Consider the following 24,139-nt stretch of genomic DNA (forward strand, 5'->3'; position numbering starts at 1 on the left):
CCGTCGTTCGGGGCAGGCCGCGGGATGAGCACGCTGGGGTTCTCCGGGGTCGTTGAGCTGTCTGCTCCCTGCTGATTACCCGCACCCGGTGCACTCGTTCGGGCGGTTCTGGTTGGCGATCGACGGCACGTGGCCCGGCCCCCAGTTCACGACTGCGGCAGGTCGGTACTGCAGCTTGGCAGGGAAAACGCGGCGGTATGTTCGCGGTGTGGCAGTCTGGCGTCCTCGGCTGCGCGCCCGTAGGGGGAGAATTGTCAGCCGAATGGGCGACCCGCAATGGAGCATCGTGAATGCGCTAGTTTGGTTTCCTGCTGCTACCCTCCCGCATGTTTTGTGCGATGGCACGTTCGATTACCTGTCCGCGGCTTTGATTGGCTGCGGGCTCAATCATGGTGGGGATGACGATGGCCCATGAGGTTCCCTGGTGGTTGCGCCGGTCGATGGTCGGTGGCCGCGTCGGGGCACAGGGGCTGAGCGAGGTCGTCCGCAAGCTGGAAAGTCGGGACCTGACGCCGAAGGACATCCGTGCCCTCCTGTTGGTCCGCATGCCGGGGACGGACGGTGAGGGGATTCGCCAGCGTGTTCTGGAGTATGTGCGCGCTCGGCCGTATCTTGCCGTCAGTGTCCTGTCTGTTCATTCCCAGATGACCGGGTTGCCGTTGCCGGAAATCACACCTGAACCGGTCACTGTTCGAGGTGGCCTCGCGTTTCGGGCGCGAGCGGTTCTCGAACTCGAGGACAGCCAGATCTGCGGTGAGACGTGCACGGCGCCGTCGAAGGCAGCGGTCCGCCACGCGGCGAGCCTGAGCCTACTGAACCAGCTGATCGGCGGTGGACTCGCGTCGATCGGCGAAGAAGCCGACGGCGGGGAGGAGATTTTGCCCTCGGTCAAGCCTGAGTCCGTGCCCGGCGGCGCGGCCCCTTCGCGTCGCTGGGCGTCGATGAGCCCATCGGCGTTCCTCGCCACGCTGACCGACTCCACCGAGCACCCCGAGCCTGATCCACTCTTGATAGAACACACGCTGCAGCGGGCCCGCGCCGGCCTGCTGGACGACAAGCAGCTCGCTGTGGTGTTGTTCAAAGCGCGCTCGGCGGCGTGGGATGACGTTCGGCGTGAGGGCGTGCGCGCGGCCAATGAGATCCCGGTGATGCTGCCGTATGTGCTCAACCAGTACGCCGCGCTGACCGGTGTGCCGACCGGCCAGTACGACGACGGCCGCGCCCCGACGGGAGAGAGGTGGGCGTCCTTCAGCCTCACGGTCGACGGGCGGATACGCACCTTCGGGCCATACCTCGCGCCTGGGCGAGCCGCCCGTCATGCCGTGCGTCTGGCTGCGGTGTGCGACCTCGCCGGTCTGCAACCGCCCGCGGAGTGGTTGGACACCGCGCGAAGCGGCGGCGAATGGCTCGCGGTGACCGGGAATGAAACCGCGGCCTCGGTCCTGGGAATCGCCAAGTCGCGGCGATGGATCAGCTCGGTGCACTGGCGGGACGGAAAGGCCGACACGGGAACGCCCCAGACATCGGTGAGTTGCCTGCACCAGGGAACTACGGTTCGTGCGATGGGGGAGGGCTGCAACCCGAAACAGGCTCGCCAGACAGCGGCGCTCGCGCTGATCCTCGCCCTCAACGAGCGCGCACGGACCGCGACCGCCCCGCAGACTGCTACGCTTGCCCCAGCCGCCCGTGACGAATCGGCTGCGGAGGCCGACGCCGCAGTCGCCCCGACCTCAGCTGTTGGCCCGGCCACCTCGGTCCCGTCTGCTCCGTCCCCGAAACCCGCGATGGCGCCCCAACCGGAGCCCGAGCCGTCGGCCGCGCTTGAGCGTCCTTCCGATGTCCGGCAGGCGGGGCACCGGGCGGACCTGACGACCAGGGCGAGGCCGGCCGAGTTTGACCGCGACACTCTGAAGTCGGAGCTGGAGGACGGGGCCTACGTCGTCTTCGACACGACCGTCCCGTTCGACCAGGCGGGATTGCTGTGCGCGTTGTGGGACCGCGTCCAGGCCGCGCCGGCAACGACGGTGCGGCGCATCCTGGTCGGCCAGCACGGCGAGACCTTCACCTTCAGGTGCGGGCGCATCGGCGTTGCCGACGCCATCGCGCTGCTGACCGCGCCCGAACACAACGGGTGGCACGCGTCCACGCGGGTGTGGGCGCGCGTCATCCGGCTGGCGCTCGAGGCGGTTACGCAAAACGGGATCACGCCCGTGCTGGCCGACACCGGCCGCCGTGGGGTCCGCTATCCCGCCTGGCGTGTCGGGGCGCTCCATCCCGGCCAGCTGGAGCGCGTGACCCAGCTCGCCACGGAACTGCAGGACTCGCCGTACCTGCTCGGCAACTGGGTAGACGGCGAGAACGTGCCGGAATCGATCGATCTGGTCCGGGCGGTTCGAGGGATGATCGACGTGATCGCCGATTACCTGGTGAGCTCGTCGGGGCGCCGCCACTTGCACGGACCGGTCCCGTTCACCGGCTCCGCCTACCTTCACGACGCGGACCGCATCACCACCCTGCAGCGCTGGATTGACGACGCCGACGGCCCCGGCGAGCCCGGTGCCGCGGAACCGTCGCTGCAGCTGACCGTCAAACCGCCCCAGCCGGACACCAGCGTGCTGGAGGTGACCCTGCAGCTGTGCCGGATCCCCGGGAGCGCCGACACCGCCGTCGACGCCGACGAGGTCTGGTGGGACGGCGCGATCCCAACGGGCTTCCCCCGTGGACCGGAGCTGCGCGAGCACGTGCGCAAACGTCTGCGGCTGGCCGGGCGGATGCTGCCGTCGCTGGAAGCACTCGGGATGGACCCGTATCCGGCACGTTGCTGGCTCAGCGCCGAGGACGCCGCAGCCCTGCGCGGCAGCGCCGCGGACACCTTGATCGATCTTGGGATCGAGGTGACCTGGGATAAGGAATGGGCCGACGCGCTCGCCGTCGAAGCCATCATCGAGCCTGCAATGCCAGTCGGGCCGCTGACCGGACGGCTCGGCTTAGGAGAGCTGTTCGACCGACGCTGGCGAATCACCGCCGACGGCCGGATCCTCGGCCCGGCCGAGCTGGACCGGCTCCGCCGGGCGGAACTTCCGTGGATCATGCAGAAGAACCGCTGGGTCATGATCGACGACAAGACCCGGGAATGCCTGCGCCAGCCCAAGGTGAGCCACATTCCCCGGGCACAGGCCATGCTCGGCGTGCTCGAGGGCTGGGTGCGGATCAACGGGCGCGTCTACGCGTGCAAGCCCGCCGACGGACTCGCGGCGCTCCTCGCCGACCTGCGCTCCACCGACTACGCCGACGCGATCCGGCAGGTCGACGCGGAATGCTCGATAACCCTCAAGCCGCACCAATCCCGGGCCGTGGCTTGGATGATCCGGATGAGTCAGGCCGGGTTCGGTTGCCTCCTGGCCGATGACATGGGCCTCGGCAAGACCGTGTCCGCACTGGCGCTGCACCGGTCGCGCCGGCGCGCCGGCGCGGACCTGCCTACGCTGGTGCTCTGCCCCAGCGGCAAGCTGATCAGCCAGTGGGAGCGGGAGGTGTCCCGGTTCGCCGGGATACCGGTCACCAGGTTCTGGAAAAAGGACCGCTCGCTGGTCGGGCTGACCGCGGACACCGTCGTGGTCACCACCTACGCCACCTTGCAAACCAGTATCGACGAACTCAGCAGCGTCCAGTGGGGACTGGTAGTCGCCGACGAGGCCCAGCGGACCAAGAACGGCGCCACCGGAGCGGCCCGCTGGATCCGGGCTCTGCCGTCCGTCATGCGCGTGGCCCTGACCGGAACGCCCTTTGAGAACCAAGCCAGCGAGCTCCGCACGATTCTGGACTGGTGCAACCCAGGGTTGTTCGGCACACCCGCCGAGTTCAACGCCCAGTTCGTCCGCCCCATCACCGACGCCGACAACGACCAGCAGGAAGCTCAGGCGCGTGAGCGGATCCAACGGATTTTGCGCCCCTTCATGTTGCGCAGGCTCAAAGACGATCCCGCACTGGGCTTGAACCTGCCGGCCAAGCACGAGACCACGCACGTGGTCCACCTCTCGGATCGGCAGCGAGGTATGTTGGAGGCACTGACCACCGACGACGTCGAACAAGTCGCCCGCAATCCGAACAGCACAGCCGTCAGCCAGCTCGCCAAGAAAGTCATCCACGACCAACGCAAGATCACCAACAGTCCAGCTCAGTACGACGAACTACCCCTGGCAGAGCTGAACCTGGACGCCCGCGACCTGGAGCGCGACACCCCGAAGCTGACCGTTCTGCGTTGGCTGGTCGAACGTCTGCGCGGGATCGACGAACGCGCCCTGGTGTTCACCCATTACGTCTACACCGCTCAGATGGTCCAATATTTCCTCACGAAGCTGGGATACACCAGCAGCCTCTACATCGGAGAGGTCAGCGAGACCGATCGCGAGGGCCGCATCGAGGCTTTCACCTCCGGTGACACCCAGATCCTGGTCGCGACCGTCACCACCGCTGGCGTCGGCCTGGACCTCAGCCGCGCGAACCACGTGATTCACTTCGAGCGGCACTGGAATCCCGCCGTCGAAGCACAAGCCACCGACCGGGCTCACCGGATCGGCCAAACCCGGACCGTCCATGTCCACTACTTGGTGACCCGCAACAGCATCGAGGATCGGATCGCAGCGCTGCTCGCCACCAAACGGGCCCGCAGCGCCCTGTATCTGCCGGGCGGCGAGTTCGACTTCACCAAACTCAGCGCCGCCGAACTCATCCACCTCGTCAAACTCAGGACCTTATGAACGCCACCGCAACTCCCGCCAGCAGCCACGTCCCCTTCACAAACCGCGAACTGCCCGACACACCCGCCGGTATCCTGCGGCCTCGGATCCTGACAGCGATCGCAGCCGATGCTGCTGCATGTGCCGCGGCCCTGCTGCGAGGGCGCGGCGCTGAGCTACACGACGACGTCGTCGACCTGGTCCGATTGGTGCAGGAGACCGAATGCGATGCCGGTGCTGCCGGGGCCGCTGCTGATCGAGCCGGTCTGAGCAGCGCCGCGTTCAGTCGACTGCGGGTGGCGTACACGTTCGCCGGGCTCGAAGGCGTTCACACCGCCCACCGCGCGCATGATCCCGAGACCGGCGTGATGAATGCTGCGGTCGACGCAATCCACCAGCGCCACACCGTGTCTGAGGACGCGCTCATAGTGGAACGGAATCACATCACCGCGCAAACGCTGGGAGTCCAGGTCCGGCTCAGCGTGAAGGCCAGGTGGTTCCCATACACCTCGTCGGGGCAAGGCTGGGCGCCAGTGCGAGGTGAATCTCCGAATCCAGCAGACGCCTACGGCGCGGCAGTGCAGGCACGGCGGTCTCGCCAACGATAGGCCACCCGGGGCAAGACGCCACTGGTTTCTCGGTCTGAAGTGGCTCTAGCTCACGTCCCTGAGCTTCCCACGGTTGTCCGGACACCTTGGCGTTTGGTCGCTTAGAGCAAGTACACCTAGGCGCCATCCTGCGGACGTCCGCTCGGTGTGTGTGTCGAGGAAGCGGAGCTGAGGCCCGTAGCCGGTCCCAGTACGGCCGCGGACGAGGCCCCTTGGCACGCCGGCAAGGACAGGCGGGGCGTTCAGGCGTCACGCAAGGCGCGAGCGGCTGCGGTGAGGTCCTGGCGACCGCCGCGCGTGTAGACCTTCCAGAGGAATAAGAGGGTGAGCAGCAGCCGGAGGACGCCGAGCGCGCATGTCGCCGCGACCACGATCGCAGTCGTCGTCACGTTGATCACGTCTGTGTCCCTTTCTTCTTTCCGCAGCCAGAAGGCGAGGAACGTCGTGATGTTGGTTGGGGGAGCCTCGCCGTTGCGGCGATGGCCGGCTCGAGTCCTGGAACCGATTCCCAGGCCGGTGCGGTGGCAACTGCGCGTATAGGCCACACGGCGGACCTGCTACGACTGGATCTTGAGCTGGTCGGTGGTGTGGACGAGGGCCTGCACGGCGGCGCGCTCGGCGTTGACACCGTCGGGATGGCGGGCTTCGAGCTTGGCCAGCACGGTGCGGGGAGGACCGCGAGGTTTCAGCGTAGTCCTCGGTCACGAGCACGGGTGCCGCGCTTTCGAGGCGCTGTTGGGCCATCTGGAACAGCCCGCGCAGCTCTCAGGGTCGCCGTCGAACGCGCCCGTCACCGATGTGCCGTCGCGGGGGTGCGGAAGCCATGCCCAGACGTGAGCTGCGCACGCCTGGCAAGTCCGCCCGCGTTGGGGAAGCGTGGGGTGTGGATCGATGCTAGGCCGGTCGTGCTCCAACGGGTACGGCGCGGTGCGCAGGCACCAGGGCCGCAGCAGCTCACGCCGGGGGGTGGCCAGCTCGCTGAGCGGGTAGAGGTACGCCGAGCCGTCGGCCTTGAAGATACGCCACTGCCAGCGTGGTGCCGGCGCAGGTATGCGATGGACCCGGAGCCGGTCAATACGCGCGGTCACCGCCAATGCTCCGGCAACCGACGGCGTGGATGAAACATCGGCCGGTAGACCGCGAGCACCCGCTTCGCGGCGTCGTGGTCTGCCTTCGTCAGCGGGTTCCTCGCGCTTGCGGGGGCGCGCCAGCCGCCGAAATGCGGCCCCCATATCGGAACTGATCTCGTCCGAGGTGGCCGAGGGTGGCGGCGCGGAGAAGACGGGTTCATCATCGGGTCGGTCCTCAGAGGCCGGCCGGTCATCCTCGTAACCCTCCTCAGCAGAGAGCGTCCCGCGATCACGTGCCGTCACACTCAGAATGTTAAAAGTGATCTTCACCTAGGCGTTCACAAACTGTTAACTTAGTCGAAGGCGTGCTTTCAGGCCGTCCAGCTCCCACGCACGCCGACGCGCGCGAGCGTCCAGCTCGCCGACGTCGAAATCGATACCGGCTGCACGCTGGGCAAAAGCTGCTACGTCGGCGCCGGTTCGCGGATCGGCGACAATGTCAAGATCGGCAATCACGCCGACGGCTTCGGCGCGCAGCTCGACGACGAGGTCATGATCAGCCCGCAGATCGTGCTCACCGAAGACCGTACGCCACGAGCCACCCGCCCGGACGGGCAGCGACAAGGCTCCGGCGACTGGACGTCGACGCCGGTCATCGTGCGCCGCGGCGCGACCGTCGGCGCCGGTGCCCGTGTCGCACCTGGCGTCGAGATCGGGCCCTACGCCGTGGTCGGCATCGGCGCCGTCGTCCTGGGCGAGGCGGCCGCGCACGCCCTGGTCCTGGGCAATCCGGCCCGCGCGGTTGGCTGGGTCTGCCGCTGCGCGGGCACCCTGGACATCCGGTTGCGCTGCCAGCGGTGCGGGCGGGTGTACGAAGTGGCCGCCGACCTGCTGACCGAAATTCAACCCAGCCTGTAACCCGACGCCAGTCGTCGGCGGACTCGGCGGGGGTGGGTAGCGTCGCCGCGCATGACCCAGACCTGGCTGCCGCCCGCCGAGTACTACGCGACGTTGCCCAAGCAGATCGCCAGCGCCGGCGTGATCTTCCGCAACGCCGAGGGCCGTGTCCTGCTCGTCGAGCCCACCTACGGCGCCGAAACCTGGGAGATCCCCGGTGGCGGCCTGGACGAGGGCGAGTCTCCCTGGGCCGGTGCGCGCCGGGAGATCAAGGAAGAGCTCGGGTTCGACGTGTTGCCCGGCCGGCTGCTGGGAGCGGGACAGCTGCCGCAACGCTGCCTGCACCGACCCCGGCGCCCGCACCAGCGTGTCCGCCTCCGGCGGCGCCACTTTCGCATCCACCCGTGCGGCCTCCTGCCACCACGCCAGCAGCAGGTCTTCCTCGAGACCGGGTTCGACGTCATCCGCGGTGAACATCGGATCGCCGACCGCCAGCAGTTCCCCGGCCGGTCGGAACAGGTCTCCGTAGAAGCCCATCACCACGTCGTCGGCGGTCACCGCGCCGTCATGGCCGGCGCGGGTGAGCCCGTCCAGGAGAGCGGGGATCCAGTCACGCAACAAGGACTGCTCCCCAGCCAACTGCTGCTCGATGCCGTGCACGCACACAATCCGCCCCACCACGCCTCCCAACGCGAGAGCGCACGAGTCTACGGCGCGCTACGGCTCGTGATCGCTGGTCTCACCAACGATGTTTCCGTAGCTCCTGGTCGATCACTCGATCGGCGTAGCGGTCCTCGGGGCGACCGGGGCACAGGCAACGGCGCATAGAACTAGCGTTTGAACGCGCGCTTGTCGCGGCGGGAAGAATGCACCTTCGAATATGTGCACTACACCGGTGGAGCTAATTTGAATGGCGTTGCTGTCGACGACAGTGGCTTTGCTGGCACCGGGCTGGCAGCTGGCCACGCATCGACAGAGTGAGCTCGCCGGCGGATCCACGACCGGCTGGTGCGTGACTTCGGCGTCGGGCCGAGTGACGAGCTGACGCGGACTGCGTTCGGTGTCCGCGGCGACGGCCAGCTTCGGCTTCGCCTGATCGCGCCGGTAAGATCTGTGCCCTTGTGAGCCGGACAAGGGGGTGGCGGTGATCCTGTGGGCTCAGGCAGCCCTCTCGCTGGCCACCGGCCTGCTCACGGCCCTCGGTGCGTTGTACGGCGTGCGGCACTCGGTGCGGGGCAACGACCGTGCCACGGTCCAGAGGGAACTTGCGGCCCGGCGGGAGGAGTGGTGGCGGCGGTTCACCTGGGCCGCCGAGATGTCGCTCTCGGACGTACCGGCGAAACGGGTGGCTGGCCTGACGATGCTGACCCAGCTGGCCCGCTCCGAGCTGGCGCAGAGGGAGGATCTCTTGCTGCTGGATGACTTCCATGCCCGGATCCTGGATAAGGTCGTGGACGATCGACTCAGCGAGCGCGAGCAGTAGGCCCATGGAACGACCAAACGACATCACCGACGAGCAGGTCGCCGCTGCCCGTCTCCGCCGCGTGATCGACGACCGGCTCGAGCGCGCTACCCCCGACGTGGTGCGCTGGCTCGCCGCGGGCGGCACGCGGATGGAACACCGAGCGGTACTTGCCCTGATCGACGAGCTGGTCACCACACCCGCTCGCGGGCCGAGGCGTATCCTCGTTGTGGAGGGTCTGCCGGGTTCGGGTCGATCCACCCTGCTGCGCGACGCGCTGAACCACTGGAGCGCGGTGACGCCGGCGGCGCTCGTCCCGGCAGGGGACGCGGTCGACGTCGAGGCGATTGTCGTGGCGGCGATGCTCGCATTCAGCAACAGGGTCGCCTTTCCCCGGACGCTGCTCGCGCTCGTCGCGATGACATCGAACCTGGCGGCGGCCGACGCGACTACGGCGCGCCAAGTCACACGGGAACTTGTCGCGACCTTCCAGGACATCCGGGCGTTCTCCGAAATCGTCAAGACCCTCGTGGTCGCTGCGGGCGTCGCGGAACCGACCGCGAGCCGGATCTCCGAAGGTCTCGTCGGCAAACAGCGGTACAGCTTCGGCTTCAAAGCGGCCCGCAGGGCGGCGCTGGACTGGTTCGGTCTTCAGGACCGTGGCCTCGGCATCCCTCCCGAAGAGGTCTTGCTCCGCCTGAACGCCCAGGCTGCCGCGCATGACCCCGCCGCGCGCCGCGAAGCGCTCGATGTGCTCGTCTCCGCGTTGCTGGCGGACTTGCGGGCGGGTCAAGCCCGGTCCCGGCGCCGGACGAACTGCCTCCTGCTGCTGGACGACGCCGACTCGCGCGCGGCCGGCATGTTCCTCCAGGCTCTCGCGCGCGTGCGCGCGGACCTGGCCGCTCTGCCGGACGGCCCGGCCGACCCCCTCATCGTGGTCGCCTCGGGTGGTGGGCCGCTCTCCCGGTGGCTCGCTGCGGAGGACGGCTGGTTTCGGACCTCGCTGGCGGACCTGTCTCTTCGGGACGTCGAACTCCTGGTCGCCCGGCGAACTGGGGATGCGGCCATCGCCACCAGGACGGTGTCGTCGGCGGTGTACCGGCTCACCCACGGCCACCCCGGGGCGACGGAGTTCGTCCTGCGCCGGCTGGCGGACGAACCCGATCTCGTCCGGGATTTCGACCGCCTCCTCGCAAGTCCAAGCCTCGAATCCGACGACCCGGTCGACCGTCACCTGCTTCGTCGATTCTGCGGCTTCGGGGGCCCCGCGCTCGACGAGCTCATCACGATTTCCGCGGCCGGGGACCGGCAGGAAGCCACAGGCCTGATCGTCGACCCAGGTGTCGGCCGGGACCTGTTCACGTCGCCGCTGTGGGGCGACGACCAGCGGCTGCACCCGATGATCCGATACCTTGGCCTGCGTGCGCTCGCCGCGCGCACCGACCCGGACCGCACCTGGGACACCGTATTCGCACGGCTGGCCGAAACCGGCGACCGCGGGCAGCGCCTGCGCTCCCTGCGCCTGCTCGGCCACATCGACGCCGTCACCGAGGAAATGGCGACCCTGTTCGGCGAACTTTCCGGCGATGAATGGGGCGGGTTGTTCGACACGGTCGTCGACGCGCCGGACCCACGCGGCCCCCTACCCCAGCCGGGTCCGACGGACGACCAGCTCGCACGCGAGGTCTTCGCCTTGCTCAGCCTCACCCCGCCACTCACCCGGGACCCGAGATTCAGCGATCCGGACGTGCTCCGACAGATGAGCAGCCGGATCTCGCATGCGTGGCAGAGCCTGGCCACGCGCAGCCCGGACCCTGTGTGGGCCTTGGACCGCGCCCGGGAGACGAACGTCCGCGGCCGACTGTAGCCCACGGGCCATCGCGACAGCGGGCTCTTGCCTGCGACTGCCTAGGGGTGGCCACACGTGTCTCGGCTTGGTTTCGCGATTCGATCGAGCACGACGAGGTCCGCGCCTGCTGAACTGAGCGGTCTCGCATCCTTTCGTCCGCGTCGACCTCGCAAAGGTGTGGTGGGGCGTTGAGCAGCAAAAATCGAGTGCCTTTGTACTGTGCACTGCTGTGCTGACGGCAGCGGCCCTGGTCTGCACAAAACTCGACTGATCGCTGGCAAGGCTGTTGAGCTGAGCCGATCTTTAGATCCCAGCGATCACTCTCCGCTACATGATCGGCCTGGTTAGCGCAGCCGGGCTAACCAGCGTGCGACGTCCGAGTGATCGTGCCGTCGAGGCATGACAGGCCACCTTAAAGTCGATCTGGGCGTGGGGGCTGCTACTGCTCTCGAACCACAGCTTCGGAGCGGCGGTAGACGAGGTGGAGGCAGGCTGAGCATGGCGCAGAGCAAGGGGCAGCAGCGACGCGAGCGCCAGCGCCGGGAGGCATTGCAAGCACAGCAGGCACAGAAGAGGTTCGTTGCGCAGCAGCAGCGTGAGACTGAGCGTCAGGCAAGGGAGGCGAAACGCGCTGAGGCTCAGGCGGACCGCGACCGCAAGGCCCAGTATCTCGCCGAGCGGACCGTGGAAGCGGAAGCACTCACTGCCGCTGCTGCCGCCCGCAGCGACGCTCTTGGGGGCGTCTTGCGCACGGGATTGACGCGACGAACTCCGCTTGACTTCCGCGGCATGCGTCTCGAATTCAAGGTCGGTGCCTGGTCGCCAGGCAGTTTGGCCAATGCAGAGCAACCGCCGCGCTGGGAGAGCTTCGCGCCTCCAGAGCCTGGCCTGCTGACGCGGATGTTCGGTGGGGACGCTCGTCATAATCAGGCCATCCAACAAGCTCGCTTGCGGTTCGAGCAGGAACAGGGCGCACACCTGCAGCGAGAAGCGCACCGACTTGCTCAACTGGAGCAACGCCGTCAGCAGCATGCCCAGCGTGAGAGAGAACGTAAGCGCCATGTCGACCAGCACAACGCTCAGGTCGACGCGTTCGAGCAGGCGTTCCGGCGCGGCGAGCAAGACGCCGTCGAACGATGCCTGCGTCTGGCGTTGGAGGCGGCACCGCTGCCGGCGGGTGTTCCTGCCCAAGCTGAGGTGGGCTACCGGCCGGACAGCGGCCAGGTACTGATTGTTCGTGAGCTGCCGGATACGGACGTGATCCCGACAGAGGCTGCGTTCCGGTACATCAAGGTTCGCGACGTGATCGAGTCGACGCCGAGAAAGCCCGCTGACGTACGGCAGCGGTATGCCGACTTGATCGCCCAGCTTGCGTTGCTCACGTTACGAGACACGTTCACTGCCACGCCGGCTCAGCTGGTCAGCGAAGTCACGGTGAACTGTCACCTTTCGACCACTGACCGGGCGACAGGACAGGCTATTCGGCCTTGTCTGCTCACGGTGTCGGCGTCCAGAGATAAGGTCGACGAACTGGTGCTGGACAAGCTCGAGCCGCGGCAGTGCTTGCGGCACCTGAATGCCTTGATGTCGCCGCATCCGTACGACGTCGAACCCGTCAAGCCGATCTTCGATCCTGATCTGACGCGATTCCGTCTTGTCGACGCCTACTCGGTCGCGGCCGGCCTCGACTCCCGCACGGTCTTGGTGGAGCAGACACCGAACGAGTTCGAGCACCTGGTGCGTGAGTTGTTCGAGGCGATGGGTATGAAGTCGTGGGTGACCCAGGCATCGCGGGACGATGGTCTCGACGCGATCGCGGTCAACCCCGACCCAGTCATGGGCGGGCTCGCGGTCATCCAGGCCAAACGCTACGTCAAAAGCGTTCCGGTCGAGGCCGTGCGAGCGCTCTGGGGAACGATGGAGGACAAGAAAGCCGGTACCGGGATCATGGTCACCACCTCCTACTACGGCAAGGCGGCCCATGACTTTGCGCATCGGAACGAGCGTCTACGACTGATCGAGGGGCCAGAGCTGAAGCATCTGATCAAGGAGTTCCTTAACAGAGACGTCATCATTGGAGCCAAGGAACCACCGAAGAACCGGCGATGACGATCGTGAGGGCGGTTGAGCGAGCTACGCAGTTCGGTTGATAGGTGAGAGGGTCGCCTCCGCGCCTCCAGAGCTGCTGGTGTGCGATGTTGTTCCGCTTGGCTTTCGAAATTATTCGCAGGGCGGTGAACGCGCGGTCGTCCGGGGCGTGGTCCACTGTGGTCACCTTTGCACGGAGGCGACGGCGGCGTCGGCCCGGCAGGCGTAAGCGTGCGGCTGCGGCCGCACGCACGAAGGAGTGGGACCACTCCGTCTCTCCCCTGACGAAACGGCAGGTGATCGACGCGTTCCGCAAGGACCGTCGAGCCCCGCATCCCCGTGGATCGACTTACCTGACGACGTTCGGGTGTGACCAGGCTGGGGTCCAGCCCGCGTACGCGGGGACGACTTCATCCGCGGCGTCTGTGGCGCGGTGAGCGGCTGAGACAGGTTGCGTGTGAGCAAGCGCTTGTCGGCGGCGTAGGTGGAAGCGGCCGAATCGCCGCTGGAGCACGGTGGTTGGCGGTCGCCGGCGCTCAGGACAGCCCGACGCAGCTTCCGGCATGGGTGGCGCGTCCAGTTCGAGTCGCCGCGCGGCAGGGATCGGCAAGGTGTGTGCTGCCCGCGCCTGCGGGGATGGTCGCGCGTCGCGAGTAAGAACCCCAGCGCCGCAGCTGTGCTCCCCGCGCCTGCGGGTCGTGGGCTTGGCGCAGCCCGGCCTCGCCCGCGGCGAAGCCTCCGCCGCGGGCGAGGCGGGTGTGCGACACGGTGATGTCGCCGCAGCAGTGCGGGTGTCCCGCCAGGTCGAGTCCGATCGGTGGTGGCGTCACCTGGCGTCGCAGCCGGGACAACTGGCGACGTCCACCGGGCCCGCGTCCGGTGGATGTTGCCGAGCAGCGCCGCCGCCGCGCCGCACCACCTGACCGCGGCCGCCAAGCTCGCGGCCAGGCTCGGCGACCACCAGCTCTTCGAGCCCACTACGCCCGGCGCCGGCGTTGCGCCGATCGGGGCGGGCTGTTCTGAGTTCCGGCCGGTAGGTTCGTCGCGTGCCCACCACCATGCTCGGCTCGGCGTCCGGCGATCCCGGTGACATCGTCGCGGTCGTCGGCCGGCACGTGGCACTGGCGCCGCACGCCGGCGACCGGTTGCGCGGGGATTGCCCGTTCTGCGGGTCGCCAGCGCCGGCGTTCATCGTCCGGCCGGCGCACGGCACCTTCCACTGCCTGGGCTGCGGCGTGGGCGGGGACGCCGCCCGGTTCGCCGCAGCGATCGACCGCTGAGGCCACGGCGCGTCAGCGGGGCGCGGCGGACACGACCGGGTGAACTCGTCGGCGAAGCCTGCCGGCGGCCGGTTTCTGTCGGAGGTGGCTACGGAGATCCGCGGTCATGCAGATCGATGACCTCCTCAGCGCGACGACGACACTGACCAACGCCACCGGTGATGCCCTGGCGGCCCTGATGGAGCAGGCCACACGGGAGGCGCGGGTTCGCGGGCTGCGGGTGCTGCCCGCGAGCATCGACGGGGAGACCGTGGTGGCCCTGGACTCCGGCGCGCTGAGCGCGTGGCCGAGGTCGTCGACGCGGCCGTCGCCGGCGGCACAGCGCTGTTCTACGTTCACCATGAGCGGACTGACACCGCCCCGGCGGTGGGTGCGCTGGCCGAGGCCGATCGGCCGCAGCAGTGTCCGCAACGGGAAAGGCTGCTCGCCGCGCTCAAGCGGGTCGAGGGGTGGACCGCGCGGCTGGTGCTCGGCTTCGCCCATCACGGCGCGCTGCACGTCTGGACGGCACGAGCGCCGTGGAAGGAGGCCATCGAGGGGCTGGCTCATCCACCTCGGCTGGGCATAACCGACGGCTTCGACGATCGCCGCGAACTGGACAAGCACGAGATCGCCGAACTGGTCGAGCTGGTCGTCGCCGACGCCGCTGTCCGGCGCGGCCGGGGCACCGAGCGGGCCGGGCTGATCCGGAAGGTCCCGAAGCTCGCCGAGCTGTTCACCGATCCCGAGGTCCGGCACAACGTCTACACCATCCAGAATCAGGCCATCGAGCTGTTCGCTGAGCAGACCGCCGCGTGCATGGACCGGCTACGCGCTCGCGAAGACGGGCTGCTGGCCGCCGATCCGAAGTTTCGGGCCATTACCACCGCGGCCGCCCGCAAGCAGTACACCCGGGACTAGGTTCTCGCCCATAGTGACGGGCTGGCAGCCGACAGCGTCTGGATCGGGGACTGGCGGCGCAGGCGTGGCGCCGAGGCAAAGGCGGGGCGGGGCAGCTGTCCCTGTGACTCCGGCGTTGCCGTGCCGGCTCCGGGACGCCGGCGTTCGGCCCACGATGGTCCCGGTCTGCCTGATGCGCCGATGCTGCAGCCTTCCCCGGCTACCGCATCGGCTCGTAAATGATGGTGAACGAGCAGTTGTTCTCGTCGGAGGGCGCGTAGACGCTGAACGTCGTTCCGCGGATGATCACGCTTGCGGCATGGTGACCGCACCAGGCGGCAGCAGCGGCGAACACGGCTTGCTCGGTCTCTCCGATGAACTCCACCGTCTCGAAGTGCTTGTCGTAGACCTCGCCGTGCGTACGCACCTGCACCCTGGCGGTAGTGACGCCCAGCGTCACTTCGGTTGTCGTCATCGAGACAGCCTGGCAAACTCCCGGTCGCCACGATCGAGCGATCACCCCCAAGGCTTTGGCTGGCCGTTGGGGTCAGGAATCCGGCCGCAACAGCCAGCAGCGACACCGGCCGCGGTAGCGGCGACCTCCCGTCGCGAGTTGTACCGGGCGACGCAGGAGCGCCCAGGCCGGGGGCGGTCCTCGCGCCGTTGGTGCATGCTGGCGGAGCCTCGACAGCGTCTGCGGAGGTCGCGAGATGACGGTTGTGCGGTCGTCACCGGCAAGGCACCGGAGGGCAAGACCTCGCCGAGGTGCGGCGTACGGGAAACGCCGCACCGTCGGCTACGGGATCACACGGCGAGAGATTCGAGTTTGGCGAAGTCGAACTCGACGTGCACCGGCTGGCCTGTTTGGATGACATAGGCCCACACGTCGATCTCGGTTTCCCCAAAGCGGAAACGCACCTCGACGCCACGGCGGCTTTTGTCCAAGCCGATGACCGGGTTCAAGTCGACGGAGGGAGCCGATGTAGTGACACGTTGGATCGGTCACGTACTCGGGGTTCCGGTCCGTTGAGCGGTAGACGTCGAACTGGATGCGGTCCTGTTTGCTGCTAGTGGGCCAGTAGCGCGCGGTCGCTTCGTGTGTGGTCGGGATGATATCTCCAGCCCTGGCGTGAGGGCGAAAAACGTTGAAACACATGGCTTTTCCGTCAACGACCTTCTTGTATGCCTCGGGGTGCCCCGCGTTCTCGTCGAAGTCTTTGGCAATCTCGATGCCGTAGGAGAAGCGGACGCGCCGTGCGCGCGTCTCCGGTTCGCATGCGAAGTGCACGGCGCCGGCGACGACAGCGATGCTGGGATCGGGCGGGGTGAGAATCTTCGCGCGGCCGGCGAAGTGGTCGGTGAGGCTTCGGCGCAGGTAGGCCGATTCTGCAAAGCCGCCGACGAGCAGGACGTTCTCCGGTGTCTCGAGCGCGCCGAACTCCTCGACCACCACGGCGAGCTGCTGATCGACCAGGTCGACCACTTGCGGGATGACCGCAGCGAAGACCGCGTGGACCTCGGCGGCGGTGACGATGAGCTGGGTGGCCTGACCATCCTGGCGATCCTTCAGACGCTTCTTGACCCGCGGGGTGAGGTTGACGGCGATATCGGCGGGGATCTGCAGGTACAGGGATTCGTTGTGGTCGACGGTGATGTCGCGTTTCACCTGTTCCCAGGCATCGCGCATGCTTCGTACCGCGGCAGGGAAGCGCTCACGGAGCTTCTCGTACATATTGTCGCCACCGAAGTGAGGCTTCAGGACGAGGTTTTCGAACGCTGCGTTGAGGTAGGCGCCGCCGCACCATCCGCCGCCGACCTTGCCGATCTCGGTGATGCCGTCGCCGTCGCAGCGGTAAGCGGTGATGTCGATCGTGCCACCGCCGCAGTCAACGACGATGAACCGGGTTCCCGGTGCGGCGAGGTCGACGGGTACGGCGTCGATGCCCGATCCGATCCGCACGCCGGAGGTGAGCGCGTACTGCGCGGCAGCTTCCGGTTCCAGCGCCAGAATCAGCGCGCCCTTCTCCCGTGAGATCCCTGCGGCGTAGGCGGCGTGGCGGACCAGCTGCTTCTGGTGATCGGTGAACACGGCCGGCACCGTGATGCAGACCTGGATCTGTTCTTCATTGTAACCGGCGCGGGCGATGTCGGCGACGGCGTGCTGGTAGACCTGGGTCAGGAACAGGGCCAGGCTGCGTTCGGGCAGGTCGGTGTACTGGCCCAGGGTGATCGTATTGTGCAGTGCCGGGTCTGGTGCCCGACCGAGGCGGACCTTGATGGCTTCAACGAGGCGTAGCCCGGAGTTCTTGCCGCCTGCATTGCGGGATTCGCCTTTCCGCTGCGCGTCGTAGCCGAAGGCCACCACCGAGCCGTCGGTGTTCAGCAGTAGCCGGGTCAGCGTCTTGACCGCGTCCGGGGGCGCGCCGGGCCAGCTCCTTTTCAAGGAGATTTCACGACGGGTGCCCGGTGCCGAGTCCGGCTTCAGGATTGCCCAGCCGTAGCCGGTGCTGTAGGTGCCCACGTCGATACCGAGCCGCACAGGTCGCGTCAGGCATAAAGCGGGAGGGAGGTTCTGCGATGACATGGCCGGAGACGGTAGCGACTAGGACCGACACAATTGCCGAGGTTTTCGCCTGATCGGCTGAAAGAATGCTTCGAAAGGCACTCTTGTGGGTGGCATGGGGGTGACGGGTCTGTCGCGACGTCGCCGCGCACACCCTGGTCCTGGGCAATCCGGCCTGCGCGAGAGCTGAGTCTGCCGTTACGCGGGCACCTTGAACGAACCAGCTGCGATACCCGCGGTGCGACCCGACCTTACGACCTGGTCACTGACCTGCTGACCGAGGTTCAGACGGGGCAGTAACCCGATGCCGGGCACCGTCGTCCTCGGCGGGGTGGGGAGCGTCGCCGCGCATGACCCCGAGGTGGCTACCGCCCGCCGAGTACTACGCCACGCTGCCCAGGCAGATCGCCAGCGCCGGCGTGATCTTCAGCGACATCAAGGGCCGTGTGCTGCTCGTCGAGCCCGCCTACGGCGCCGAGACCTGGGAGATTCCGGGTGGCGGCCTGGACGAAGGCGAGTCTCCGTGGGCTGGTGCGCGTCGCGAGATCGAGGAAGAGCTCGGGTTGGACCTGCTGCCCGGCCGGCTGCTGGTCGTGGATTGGGTTCCGCCGCAGCCGGACGGCCGTCCCGCGCTGACGAACAACCTATTCGACGGTGGCATTCTGGGTGAAGACCAGATCGCGTCGCTGCGGCTGGACGACGGCGAGTTGAAGCGCTCGAAGTTCGCCACCTGCACCGAGGCTGTGGAGATGCTCCGGCCGCACATGGCACGCCGCATCGCAGTGTGCGTCGACGTTGTGGACACGGGTCGGACCGCCTATCTCGAGAACGGGTTTGATCCGCTCGGGCCGGGCGATGTCTCCTAGCCGAGCTGCAGTTGATCGATCAGGGGGTCCTCTGGTCTCGCGGGTGCGCCACGCGGGCGGACCAGCACCGGTCCGATCGGGCGCCACCGACACTGGCTTCGCACTCATGTCGTGAGCGCGCTCTTTCTCGTCGACGTCCGGGCGCTCCTGGCCCGGACTTACGGAGCGCGGCTGCCGGTCGACCGGTACGAGATTACGGTACTGACGGCCCCCGGCACACGCCAGCGGGTGTACCGCATCTGCGCCCGGCCCCGTAGTAAGAAGCCCAGTCCACTGCTGGAACCCGATCGCGACTGATCTGCTCCGAAGGCCCGGTAGCCGGCTCAGCGGCGGTCTGCCGGATCGGCCAGACCATTTAGGACAATTCCGGCCCGTGGTCCAGAGTGAGGCCATAGGCCGGAAACTCGTCGACTGGCAGCCCGGCTGGTGTCAGCTGTTGAGTCGGCTCTACGGGCGAGGATCGATGAGCTGCCGCACGGCGGATGGGCCGACGAAGTCTTCGGGCACCGCGTCCATCAGCGTCTCGTTCGCCGGCTGGCCAAGCCAGTACCCGCAGTTGCGCTTCTCTCCGATCACCTGGAACCCGGCGCGCTTGTAGGCCGCGATCGCACTCCTGTTCGGCGAGAGCACCGAGAGGTAGATGCAACGCAGCGCGGTGATGTGGAACGCGTAGTCCAGCGTCAGCCGGGTGGCCTCGGTGCCCAGGCCCTTCCCGCGGTAGTCCGGCCCGAGCTGGATGACGAACTCACCGGTACGCACGTGGTGATCGATCAGCACCGCGGTCGTGCCGACCGGCGTCGCCGGCGTCGTGGTGACGTCGTAGACGGTGAACCGGAGCTGATCGTCAGTGCCGCGGGCCTGGTGCTGGAAGCCTTCGCGCCGGTTGTTCAGCGAGTCCGGAGTCTGGCGGCCGTAGCCGATGAGCACGCCGGGGTCCTGCTCCCACTTCCAGTACTGGTCGACGAGGTCTTCGGCGAACGGGCCAAGCCCGGCCCGTTGGCCCTTGATCCACACGATCGGGTCGGTGGTGTCGCTGATCGTTCTCGCCTCCGTCTTCATGGGCCGGGATGGTGCGCAGCACCGCGAACCGTAGCGTGGATGGCGGTTCGGCTACCGGTTGTCGGTCGTCAGTCTCCACCCACGCGTGGAGCCGCACTGGTCGGCCGACGCGCCGTGGCACCACGTCACCCGTTGGCGCGACGCGGCCAGCAACACCAGCACGGCCGCCGATTCCTCCAGGCACGTCACCCGGCCCGGCGCAAGCAGCCCAGCCCGCCGGACAGCATGAATGGCCCGCTGGGCGCTCGGCGCTGGCCGGCCGTTGGGTTCGGCGGGTGGTGTCGGTGGTGGCCACCGCGTGCTCGGCCCAGTTCGCCGCGGCCCGGGCCCGCCGTAGCCGGTCCAGCGCCAGCGCCCGGTCGGCGCCGGACCATGAGGCGCTGCGCAGCATCGGGGCCAGCGCCCGGCCGTGGTGTGGAAGCGGGTGGTCGCGCACAGCAGGCCGAGGATCTCCGACCGCGCCGAAGGTTGCTGTCCCATCGCATGCACCTCAGTCGCGCCGACGCCAGCGCACGGTGCCGTCGACCAGGTCGGCGTCCCAGCTCGGTGCGTCGAGGTCGGGTTCTCAGGATGGGTCCGGCTCGCCGGTGGTGAGATGGCCGCGAATGACGTTTCCGTAGAGGAACGCGCCGGCGACACCGTGCCGGCGGCGGCCCACCCAGTCCGGCAACTCGGTCAGCGGCAGCTCCCGCGTGACCCAGGCTCGCGCGGCCTGCTCGGTGCTGTGGTCGGTTTCGGTCACTCCGGACACGGTGTCGTCGTCGCCAATTCCCAGGTCAATGGAGGCGCGCCAGATCACCGCCCCGGCATGGTGCAGCTCGTGCACGGTTCCCATGCTCTCCAGCATCACCCCGCCGGCCGGGTTTCGGCTACTGCTGGAGTGGGTTGACCAGCGACAACGGTGCAGCCTGCCCTCAGCTGCGGTCGATTTCGTCCAGCCGCCTGGCGAGCTCGCCCGGGTCACCCGCCGGGACGCCTGCATCGCCCAGGAACAGCTCGCCGGTGTCGCGCCGGTTCTGATGCTCGGTCGCGGCGACCAGCCGCTCGCGGGCTTTCGGATCGGTGTCGGCGGCGGAGTCGCGGACGATCCCGCTGCGTGTTCGGCCAGCTCGACCGCGATCAGCTCGCCTCGATCTTGCGCTGCGAAGCACCATGGGCGACCCGCTCGCGGTGCCGGCGCCTCGCTGATGTGTGAGGTCTCAGGACGTACTTGACGTTTTGTCGTCAGCAGTTGCTTGACACCGCCACCCGGTTGTTGATCTTGTTGTGCCTTCCGATCATGGAGGGCTGTGTGGACGAGGCCGGCGCGTGGAAGGCCGAGCAGCGGTACCGGGCGGTGCTGGAGGTGGGTGACGGGTCGCCGGTGAGCGAGGTCGCTGTCCGGTACGGCGTGTCGCGGCAAACGATCCACACCTGGCGCAACCGCTACGCCCAGGACGGCGTCGCCGGCCTGCAGGAGGGGTCCCGGCGTCCGAAGCGGACCCCCACACGCGTGGACGCCGAGGTGGAGGCCCTGATCTGCGAACTGCGGAGACAGCACCCGCGCTGGGGTGCCCGCCGGGTCCGCCACGAGCTCGGCCGCCGCAACCTCGAGAAGGTCCCATCTCGCGCGACGGTGCACCGGGTCCTGGTCCGCAACGGCCTGATCAACCTCCAGGAGCAGGAGCACAAGCGCAAGTACAAGCGGTGGCAACGCGAAGCCCCGATGCAGCTGTGGCAGATGGACCTCGTCGGCGGGGTGTTCCTGGCCGACGGACGCGAGTGCAAGCTGGTCACCGGCATCGACGACCACTCCCGCTTCGTCGTGATCGCCGCGGTCGTCGTGATTCCCACCGGCCGCGCGGTGGTGGAGGCGTTCACCGCCGCGATGCGCCGCTACGGTGTTCCGTCGGAAGTGCTGACCGACAACGGAAAACAGTTCACCGGCCGTTTCACCCGCCCGTTCACGGCGGAGGTGCTGTTCGAACGGGTCTGCCGGGAGAACGGCATCAGCCAGCGGCTGACCAAACGCCGCTCACCGACTACCACCGGCAAGGTCGAGCGGTTCCACAAGACCCTGCGGGAGGAACTGCTCGACGAGGTCACCGCGTTCGACAACCTGGAGGCCGCACAGGAAGCAATCGACGGCTGGGTACACACCTACAACCACGCCCGCCCCCACCAGTCGCTTGACATGGCCACCCCCGGCCAGCCTGTTCCGCCCCAGCGCCCCCAAGCCGCTGACGGTGCCGCCGGCGTCCGTGCTCGAGCTGGAGGCCACGCCGGACACCACGCCGATCGTCGAGGACACCGCGCCGCCGCCGACCGGATCCCCGGCCGCGGTCGAGTGGGAGGTCCGTGTCCCGCACTGCGGCCACTTCGCCGTTGCCGGCAGTCAGCAGCTCTGGATCGGCCCGGCCTACGCCGGCCGGACCGTCACCGTCTGGGCGGACGACCGCAGCATCCACGTCCAGCTCGACGGGCACCACCTCAAGACCGTCAGCTCCCGCCTGCACGAGGAGCACCTGCGCTACCTGCTGCTGCGCGGCGCCCGCCCGGCCGGGCCAGCACCCGCCGCACCCGCGCTTCCCCGCGCCGGCCGCGGCCGCTCCCGGCTGCCGGAAACCACCGCGGTCGAGGTCGACCGCTCCGTTGTCCGCGACGGCGTGATCAGGTTCAACAACGACGACTTCTCCGTCGACCCCGGACTGGTCGGCCAGCGCATCACGCTGCGCCTGGATGGGCACCTCATGCACGCCATCGCCGACAACAGCCTGGTCAAGTCCTGGCCCTACACCATCAGCCTCGACAAGCGCCTGGCCCTCACCGGCGCCCGCCAAGCCAGCGGCCCGCTCCCGCCGGCTCCAGCGGGACGGGCGCCTCGAGCCGAACGACGCGTTCCCCGCGACGGAGTCGTCATGGTCGCCCGGCAACGCCTGCGCGTTGGCGCCAGCCACGCCGGAAAGATCGTCACCATCATCGCCGAGGACACCCACTTCCGGATCCTCGACGGCGACACCGAACTCGCCATCCACCCCCGCAAGACCAACACCCCGATCACCCGGACCAAGGCCTGGTCCAAGCGCCGCTAACACACAAGATCCCCGTCAAGGATGTCCTGAGCACAAACCGTCAACCATCTCCTGAGACCACACACATCATCGCCTCGTCCGCGACGGCGAGCAGCCGGTCGAGGTCGCCATCGACGTGCACGAGCAGGTCCCGGGCGTAGGAATCGACCAGCCGCTCTCGCCGGTCGATGACCCGTTCCTCGCCGGGGCCGCCGACTCCCTCGGCGAACAAGGCCGCACCGGCACGCTGGTCGGGACGGTGTCCGGTCCGGGCCCGGCAGGCGTGCTGCTTGGCGGCGAGGCCGCCGCAGGCTGGACGAAGGCGTCGCCGCTGGCGTCGTTCTCGACGCGCCGATACTGATCCTGCGGACGCCGCAGGCGCCGGAACTGTGGGTGCGGGCGCTCCCGGCGTTCCCGGTCAGCTTCCAGCCCGACGCGGTGCTGCACGCCGACGACGAACCGGTGCAGCTGGCCACCCCGGACGGCCAGGTCGAGCCGTGGGTGCTGCGCGCCGACGAAAGCTGCGATCTCGACCACGACGTCGAAGCGGGCTGGCAGGCATTCAGCCACCCGGAGCCCGACGGCGCGGAGTGACGGGGAATGATCACGACCCGCCTGGGAACAGATCCTAGGCGGGTGGGTGTCCCCGGCGTCGGCTGGCGCCGGGGACCTGCCGTCAGAGCCCGGCGTGGGCCGCCAGCGCCGGGAGCGCGGCCGGGGTCCGGCCGGGCGTGTCGAGCATGGTGGCGATCAGGTAGCGGACCGAGGGCCGCTGAAGTTCCTGCGGCGCGCAGGTGAAAGCCCGGCTCAGCGCGCTGGTGGCCTGATCCAGGCCGCCGTGGTCCTTCCACGCGCGGGCGCCGTCGACGTAGGCGCGGGCCCGGCGCTCGGCAGCCGGCGCGGCTCGACGGAGTCGAAGTAGCTCAGGGCCTTCGCGGTGTCGCCGAGTGCGGTGTGCACGCCGATCCGGTAGACCGCGACGGTCGTCCCGCTGAACTGGGCGCTGCCGGTCCCGCCCGCGGTGCCGGGGCGCCGGCGTGCGGCGTGCTCGGCTTCCTCGACCAGGCCGACTGCCTGGGCGGTGTTGCCGTTCTGGGCGGCGGCGTAGCTGGCCGTGCACATCAGCGACCCGTAGGTCGCCAGCAGCGGCACCTCCGGATCGCCGTGGTCGGCCCCCAGGTCGAGCGCGGTCTTGGTCAGCATGGTCATCGCCCCATTGAGACCGGCTTCCCGGTCGATCCGCTCCGAGGCGTCGAGGGCGTGGCGGCGCATCGAAATGGCGATCGCCCGCGAGCTGGCCGCGATGGTCAGCGGGTCGCCTCTGGCTTCGGCGGCCGCGTGGGACCGGTCGGCGGCGACCCGGGCGACGGTGTCGCGGTGCCGCTTGGTCGCCAGTTCCGAGCCGAGCAGGTAGGCGCGGGCCAGCGCGGCGGACATCCGCTCCCGCAGCTGGCCCGCGGCCGCGTCGTGGCTGACGTGTGTGGTTGCGATCAGCCGGGGCAGCGCGCCGGTGAGTTCGCGGTACTCGCAGCGCGAGAACGCCTGCTGCGCCTGTTCCAGGGCCATGTGGAGCGTCACCAGCGGCACGGGCGCCGCGGGCAAGCTGCGACTTCGCCAGCAGCAGAGCCTCCAGCGACTCCTCGCCGGATGCCGCGCGGGCGGTGCCGGGCAGCGCCCCGGCGATCGTGAAGCCGACCAGCCCCGCGAGAACCTGCCTACGCCGCATCGC

20 protein-coding genes and 1 pseudogene are annotated in these 24,139 nt (G+C 68.5%); 12 read left to right on the forward strand and 9 right to left on the reverse strand.

Translation table 11 applies throughout. The annotated features are described in order from the left end of the window. Positions 1-398: 398 nt before the first annotated feature. Positions 399-4,760 (forward strand): SNF2-related protein, encoded by a 4,362-nt coding sequence (locus ACLJPY_RS36155; protein ID WP_410595491.1) that lies wholly within the window; start codon positions 399-401, stop codon positions 4,758-4,760. 155 nt (positions 4,761-4,915) lie between these two features. Here the strand turns inward: ACLJPY_RS36155 and ACLJPY_RS36160 are convergent, their stop codons facing one another. After that, positions 4,916-5,182 carry a hypothetical protein gene (locus ACLJPY_RS36160; RefSeq protein WP_410595492.1) on the reverse strand — a complete coding sequence of 89 codons (267 nt, stop codon included), beginning with the start codon at positions 5,180-5,182 and terminating at the stop codon, positions 4,916-4,918. A 407-nt stretch (positions 5,183-5,589) separates the two neighbouring features. Then, positions 5,590-5,892 (reverse strand): hypothetical protein, encoded by a 303-nt coding sequence (locus ACLJPY_RS36165; RefSeq protein WP_410595493.1) that lies wholly within the window; start codon positions 5,890-5,892, stop codon positions 5,590-5,592. 1,077 nt (positions 5,893-6,969) lie between these two features. Here ACLJPY_RS36165 and ACLJPY_RS36170 point away from each other — a divergent pair. From ACLJPY_RS36170 to ACLJPY_RS36200, 7 genes are all read left to right on the forward strand, one after another. Next, complete coding sequence (locus tag ACLJPY_RS36170) at positions 6,970-7,335, forward strand: hypothetical protein (protein ID WP_410595494.1); 366 nt, start codon at positions 6,970-6,972, stop codon at positions 7,333-7,335. 51 nt (positions 7,336-7,386) lie between these two features. Then, positions 7,387-8,142, forward strand: a complete 756-nt coding sequence (locus ACLJPY_RS36175) for an NUDIX domain-containing protein (RefSeq protein WP_410595495.1) — start codon at positions 7,387-7,389, stop codon at positions 8,140-8,142. A 310-nt stretch (positions 8,143-8,452) separates the two neighbouring features. After that, positions 8,453-8,797, forward strand: a complete 345-nt coding sequence (locus ACLJPY_RS36180; RefSeq protein WP_410595496.1) for a hypothetical protein — start codon at positions 8,453-8,455, stop codon at positions 8,795-8,797. Positions 8,798-8,801: 4 nt separating this feature from the next. Continuing rightward, positions 8,802-10,643: a hypothetical protein gene (locus tag ACLJPY_RS36185; RefSeq protein WP_410595497.1), complete on the forward strand. Its 1,842-nt coding sequence runs from the start codon at positions 8,802-8,804 to the stop codon at positions 10,641-10,643. A gap of 480 nt (positions 10,644-11,123) precedes the next feature. Next, a complete protein-coding gene (locus ACLJPY_RS36190; protein ID WP_410595498.1) occupies positions 11,124-12,734 on the forward strand; it encodes a restriction endonuclease in 1,611 nt (536 codons plus the stop codon). Positions 12,735-13,759: 1,025 nt separating this feature from the next. Further along, on the forward strand, positions 13,760-13,993 hold the full coding sequence (locus ACLJPY_RS36195) for a CHC2 zinc finger domain-containing protein (RefSeq protein ID WP_410595499.1): 234 nt from the start codon (positions 13,760-13,762) through the stop codon (positions 13,991-13,993). Positions 13,994-14,275: 282 nt separating this feature from the next. Beyond that, the gene (locus ACLJPY_RS36200) at positions 14,276-14,893 is read left to right on the forward strand and encodes a hypothetical protein (protein ID WP_410595500.1); all 618 of its coding nucleotides are present in this window, start codon (positions 14,276-14,278) and stop codon (positions 14,891-14,893) included. Between the two features lie 199 nt (positions 14,894-15,092). Here ACLJPY_RS36200 and ACLJPY_RS36205 read toward each other — a convergent pair whose 3' ends face one another. Next, a complete protein-coding gene (locus ACLJPY_RS36205; RefSeq protein ID WP_410595501.1) occupies positions 15,093-15,347 on the reverse strand; it encodes a hypothetical protein in 255 nt (84 codons plus the stop codon). Positions 15,348-15,668: 321 nt separating this feature from the next. Continuing rightward, complete coding sequence (locus ACLJPY_RS36210) at positions 15,669-17,456, reverse strand: Hsp70 family protein (RefSeq protein WP_410595502.1); 1,788 nt, start codon at positions 17,454-17,456, stop codon at positions 15,669-15,671. A 329-nt stretch (positions 17,457-17,785) separates the two neighbouring features. On the opposite strand from ACLJPY_RS36210, the gene ACLJPY_RS36215 reads away from it, so the two are divergent. Then, positions 17,786-18,301, forward strand: coding sequence for an NUDIX domain-containing protein (locus ACLJPY_RS36215; RefSeq protein WP_410595503.1), 516 nt, complete (start codon positions 17,786-17,788; stop codon positions 18,299-18,301). A 447-nt stretch (positions 18,302-18,748) separates the two neighbouring features. Here the strand turns inward: ACLJPY_RS36215 and ACLJPY_RS36220 are convergent, their stop codons facing one another. From ACLJPY_RS36220 to ACLJPY_RS36235, 4 genes are all read right to left on the reverse strand, one after another. Next, the gene (locus ACLJPY_RS36220; protein ID WP_410595504.1) at positions 18,749-19,360 is read right to left on the reverse strand and encodes a GNAT family N-acetyltransferase; all 612 of its coding nucleotides are present in this window, start codon (positions 19,358-19,360) and stop codon (positions 18,749-18,751) included. Between the two features lie 51 nt (positions 19,361-19,411). Beyond that, positions 19,412-19,840: a lasso peptide biosynthesis B2 protein gene (locus ACLJPY_RS36225; RefSeq protein ID WP_410595505.1), complete on the reverse strand. Its 429-nt coding sequence runs from the start codon at positions 19,838-19,840 to the stop codon at positions 19,412-19,414. Between the two features lie 85 nt (positions 19,841-19,925). After that, positions 19,926-20,186: a hypothetical protein gene (locus tag ACLJPY_RS36230; RefSeq protein WP_410595506.1), complete on the reverse strand. Its 261-nt coding sequence runs from the start codon at positions 20,184-20,186 to the stop codon at positions 19,926-19,928. An 88-nt stretch (positions 20,187-20,274) separates the two neighbouring features. Next, the gene (locus ACLJPY_RS36235; RefSeq protein WP_410595507.1) at positions 20,275-20,514 is read right to left on the reverse strand and encodes a hypothetical protein; all 240 of its coding nucleotides are present in this window, start codon (positions 20,512-20,514) and stop codon (positions 20,275-20,277) included. Positions 20,515-20,639: 125 nt separating this feature from the next. Here ACLJPY_RS36235 and ACLJPY_RS36240 point away from each other — a divergent pair. The 3 genes and pseudogenes from ACLJPY_RS36240 (at position 20,640) to ACLJPY_RS36250 (ending at position 23,004) form a co-directional block, all read left to right on the forward strand. Continuing rightward, positions 20,640-22,431: pseudogene (locus ACLJPY_RS36240) on the forward strand (IS481 family transposase). 115 nt (positions 22,432-22,546) lie between these two features. Further along, a complete protein-coding gene (locus ACLJPY_RS36245) occupies positions 22,547-22,771 on the forward strand; it encodes a hypothetical protein (RefSeq protein WP_410595508.1) in 225 nt (74 codons plus the stop codon). 32 nt (positions 22,772-22,803) lie between these two features. Next, positions 22,804-23,004 carry a hypothetical protein gene (locus tag ACLJPY_RS36250; protein WP_410595509.1) on the forward strand — a complete coding sequence of 67 codons (201 nt, stop codon included), beginning with the start codon at positions 22,804-22,806 and terminating at the stop codon, positions 23,002-23,004. Between the two features lie 213 nt (positions 23,005-23,217). Here the strand turns inward: ACLJPY_RS36250 and ACLJPY_RS36255 are convergent, their stop codons facing one another. Then, positions 23,218-24,012: a hypothetical protein gene (locus ACLJPY_RS36255; protein WP_410595510.1), complete on the reverse strand. Its 795-nt coding sequence runs from the start codon at positions 24,010-24,012 to the stop codon at positions 23,218-23,220. Between the last annotated feature and the right edge of the window lie 127 nt (positions 24,013-24,139).

The sequence above is a fragment of the Amycolatopsis sp. lyj-23 genome (genome assembly GCF_046549135.1).
In the GTDB taxonomy this organism is placed as follows: Bacteria; Actinomycetota; Actinomycetes; order Mycobacteriales; family Pseudonocardiaceae; genus Amycolatopsis.

Excerpts from the sequence above, each read along its gene's own strand:
- ACLJPY_RS36155 (WP_410595491.1), top strand. The coding sequence starts at position 399 with ATGACGATGGCCCATGAGGTTCCCTGGTGGTTGCGCCGGTCGATGGTC.
- ACLJPY_RS36170 (WP_410595494.1), top strand. The coding sequence starts at position 6,970 with ATGATCAGCCCGCAGATCGTGCTCACCGAAGACCGTACGCCACGAGCC.
- ACLJPY_RS36175 (WP_410595495.1), top strand. The coding sequence starts at position 7,387 with ATGACCCAGACCTGGCTGCCGCCCGCCGAGTACTACGCGACGTTGCCC.
- ACLJPY_RS36185 (WP_410595497.1), top strand. The coding sequence starts at position 8,802 with ATGGAACGACCAAACGACATCACCGACGAGCAGGTCGCCGCTGCCCGT.
- ACLJPY_RS36190 (WP_410595498.1), top strand. The coding sequence starts at position 11,124 with ATGGCGCAGAGCAAGGGGCAGCAGCGACGCGAGCGCCAGCGCCGGGAG.
- ACLJPY_RS36205 (WP_410595501.1), bottom strand. The coding sequence starts at position 15,347 with ATGACGACAACCGAAGTGACGCTGGGCGTCACTACCGCCAGGGTGCAG.
- ACLJPY_RS36210 (WP_410595502.1), bottom strand. The coding sequence starts at position 17,456 with ATGTCATCGCAGAACCTCCCTCCCGCTTTATGCCTGACGCGACCTGTG.
- ACLJPY_RS36215 (WP_410595503.1), top strand. The coding sequence starts at position 17,786 with ATGACCCCGAGGTGGCTACCGCCCGCCGAGTACTACGCCACGCTGCCC.
- ACLJPY_RS36220 (WP_410595504.1), bottom strand. The coding sequence starts at position 19,360 with ATGAAGACGGAGGCGAGAACGATCAGCGACACCACCGACCCGATCGTG.
- ACLJPY_RS36225 (WP_410595505.1), bottom strand. The coding sequence starts at position 19,840 with ATGGGACAGCAACCTTCGGCGCGGTCGGAGATCCTCGGCCTGCTGTGC.
- ACLJPY_RS36235 (WP_410595507.1), bottom strand. The coding sequence starts at position 20,514 with ATGGTGCTTCGCAGCGCAAGATCGAGGCGAGCTGATCGCGGTCGAGCT.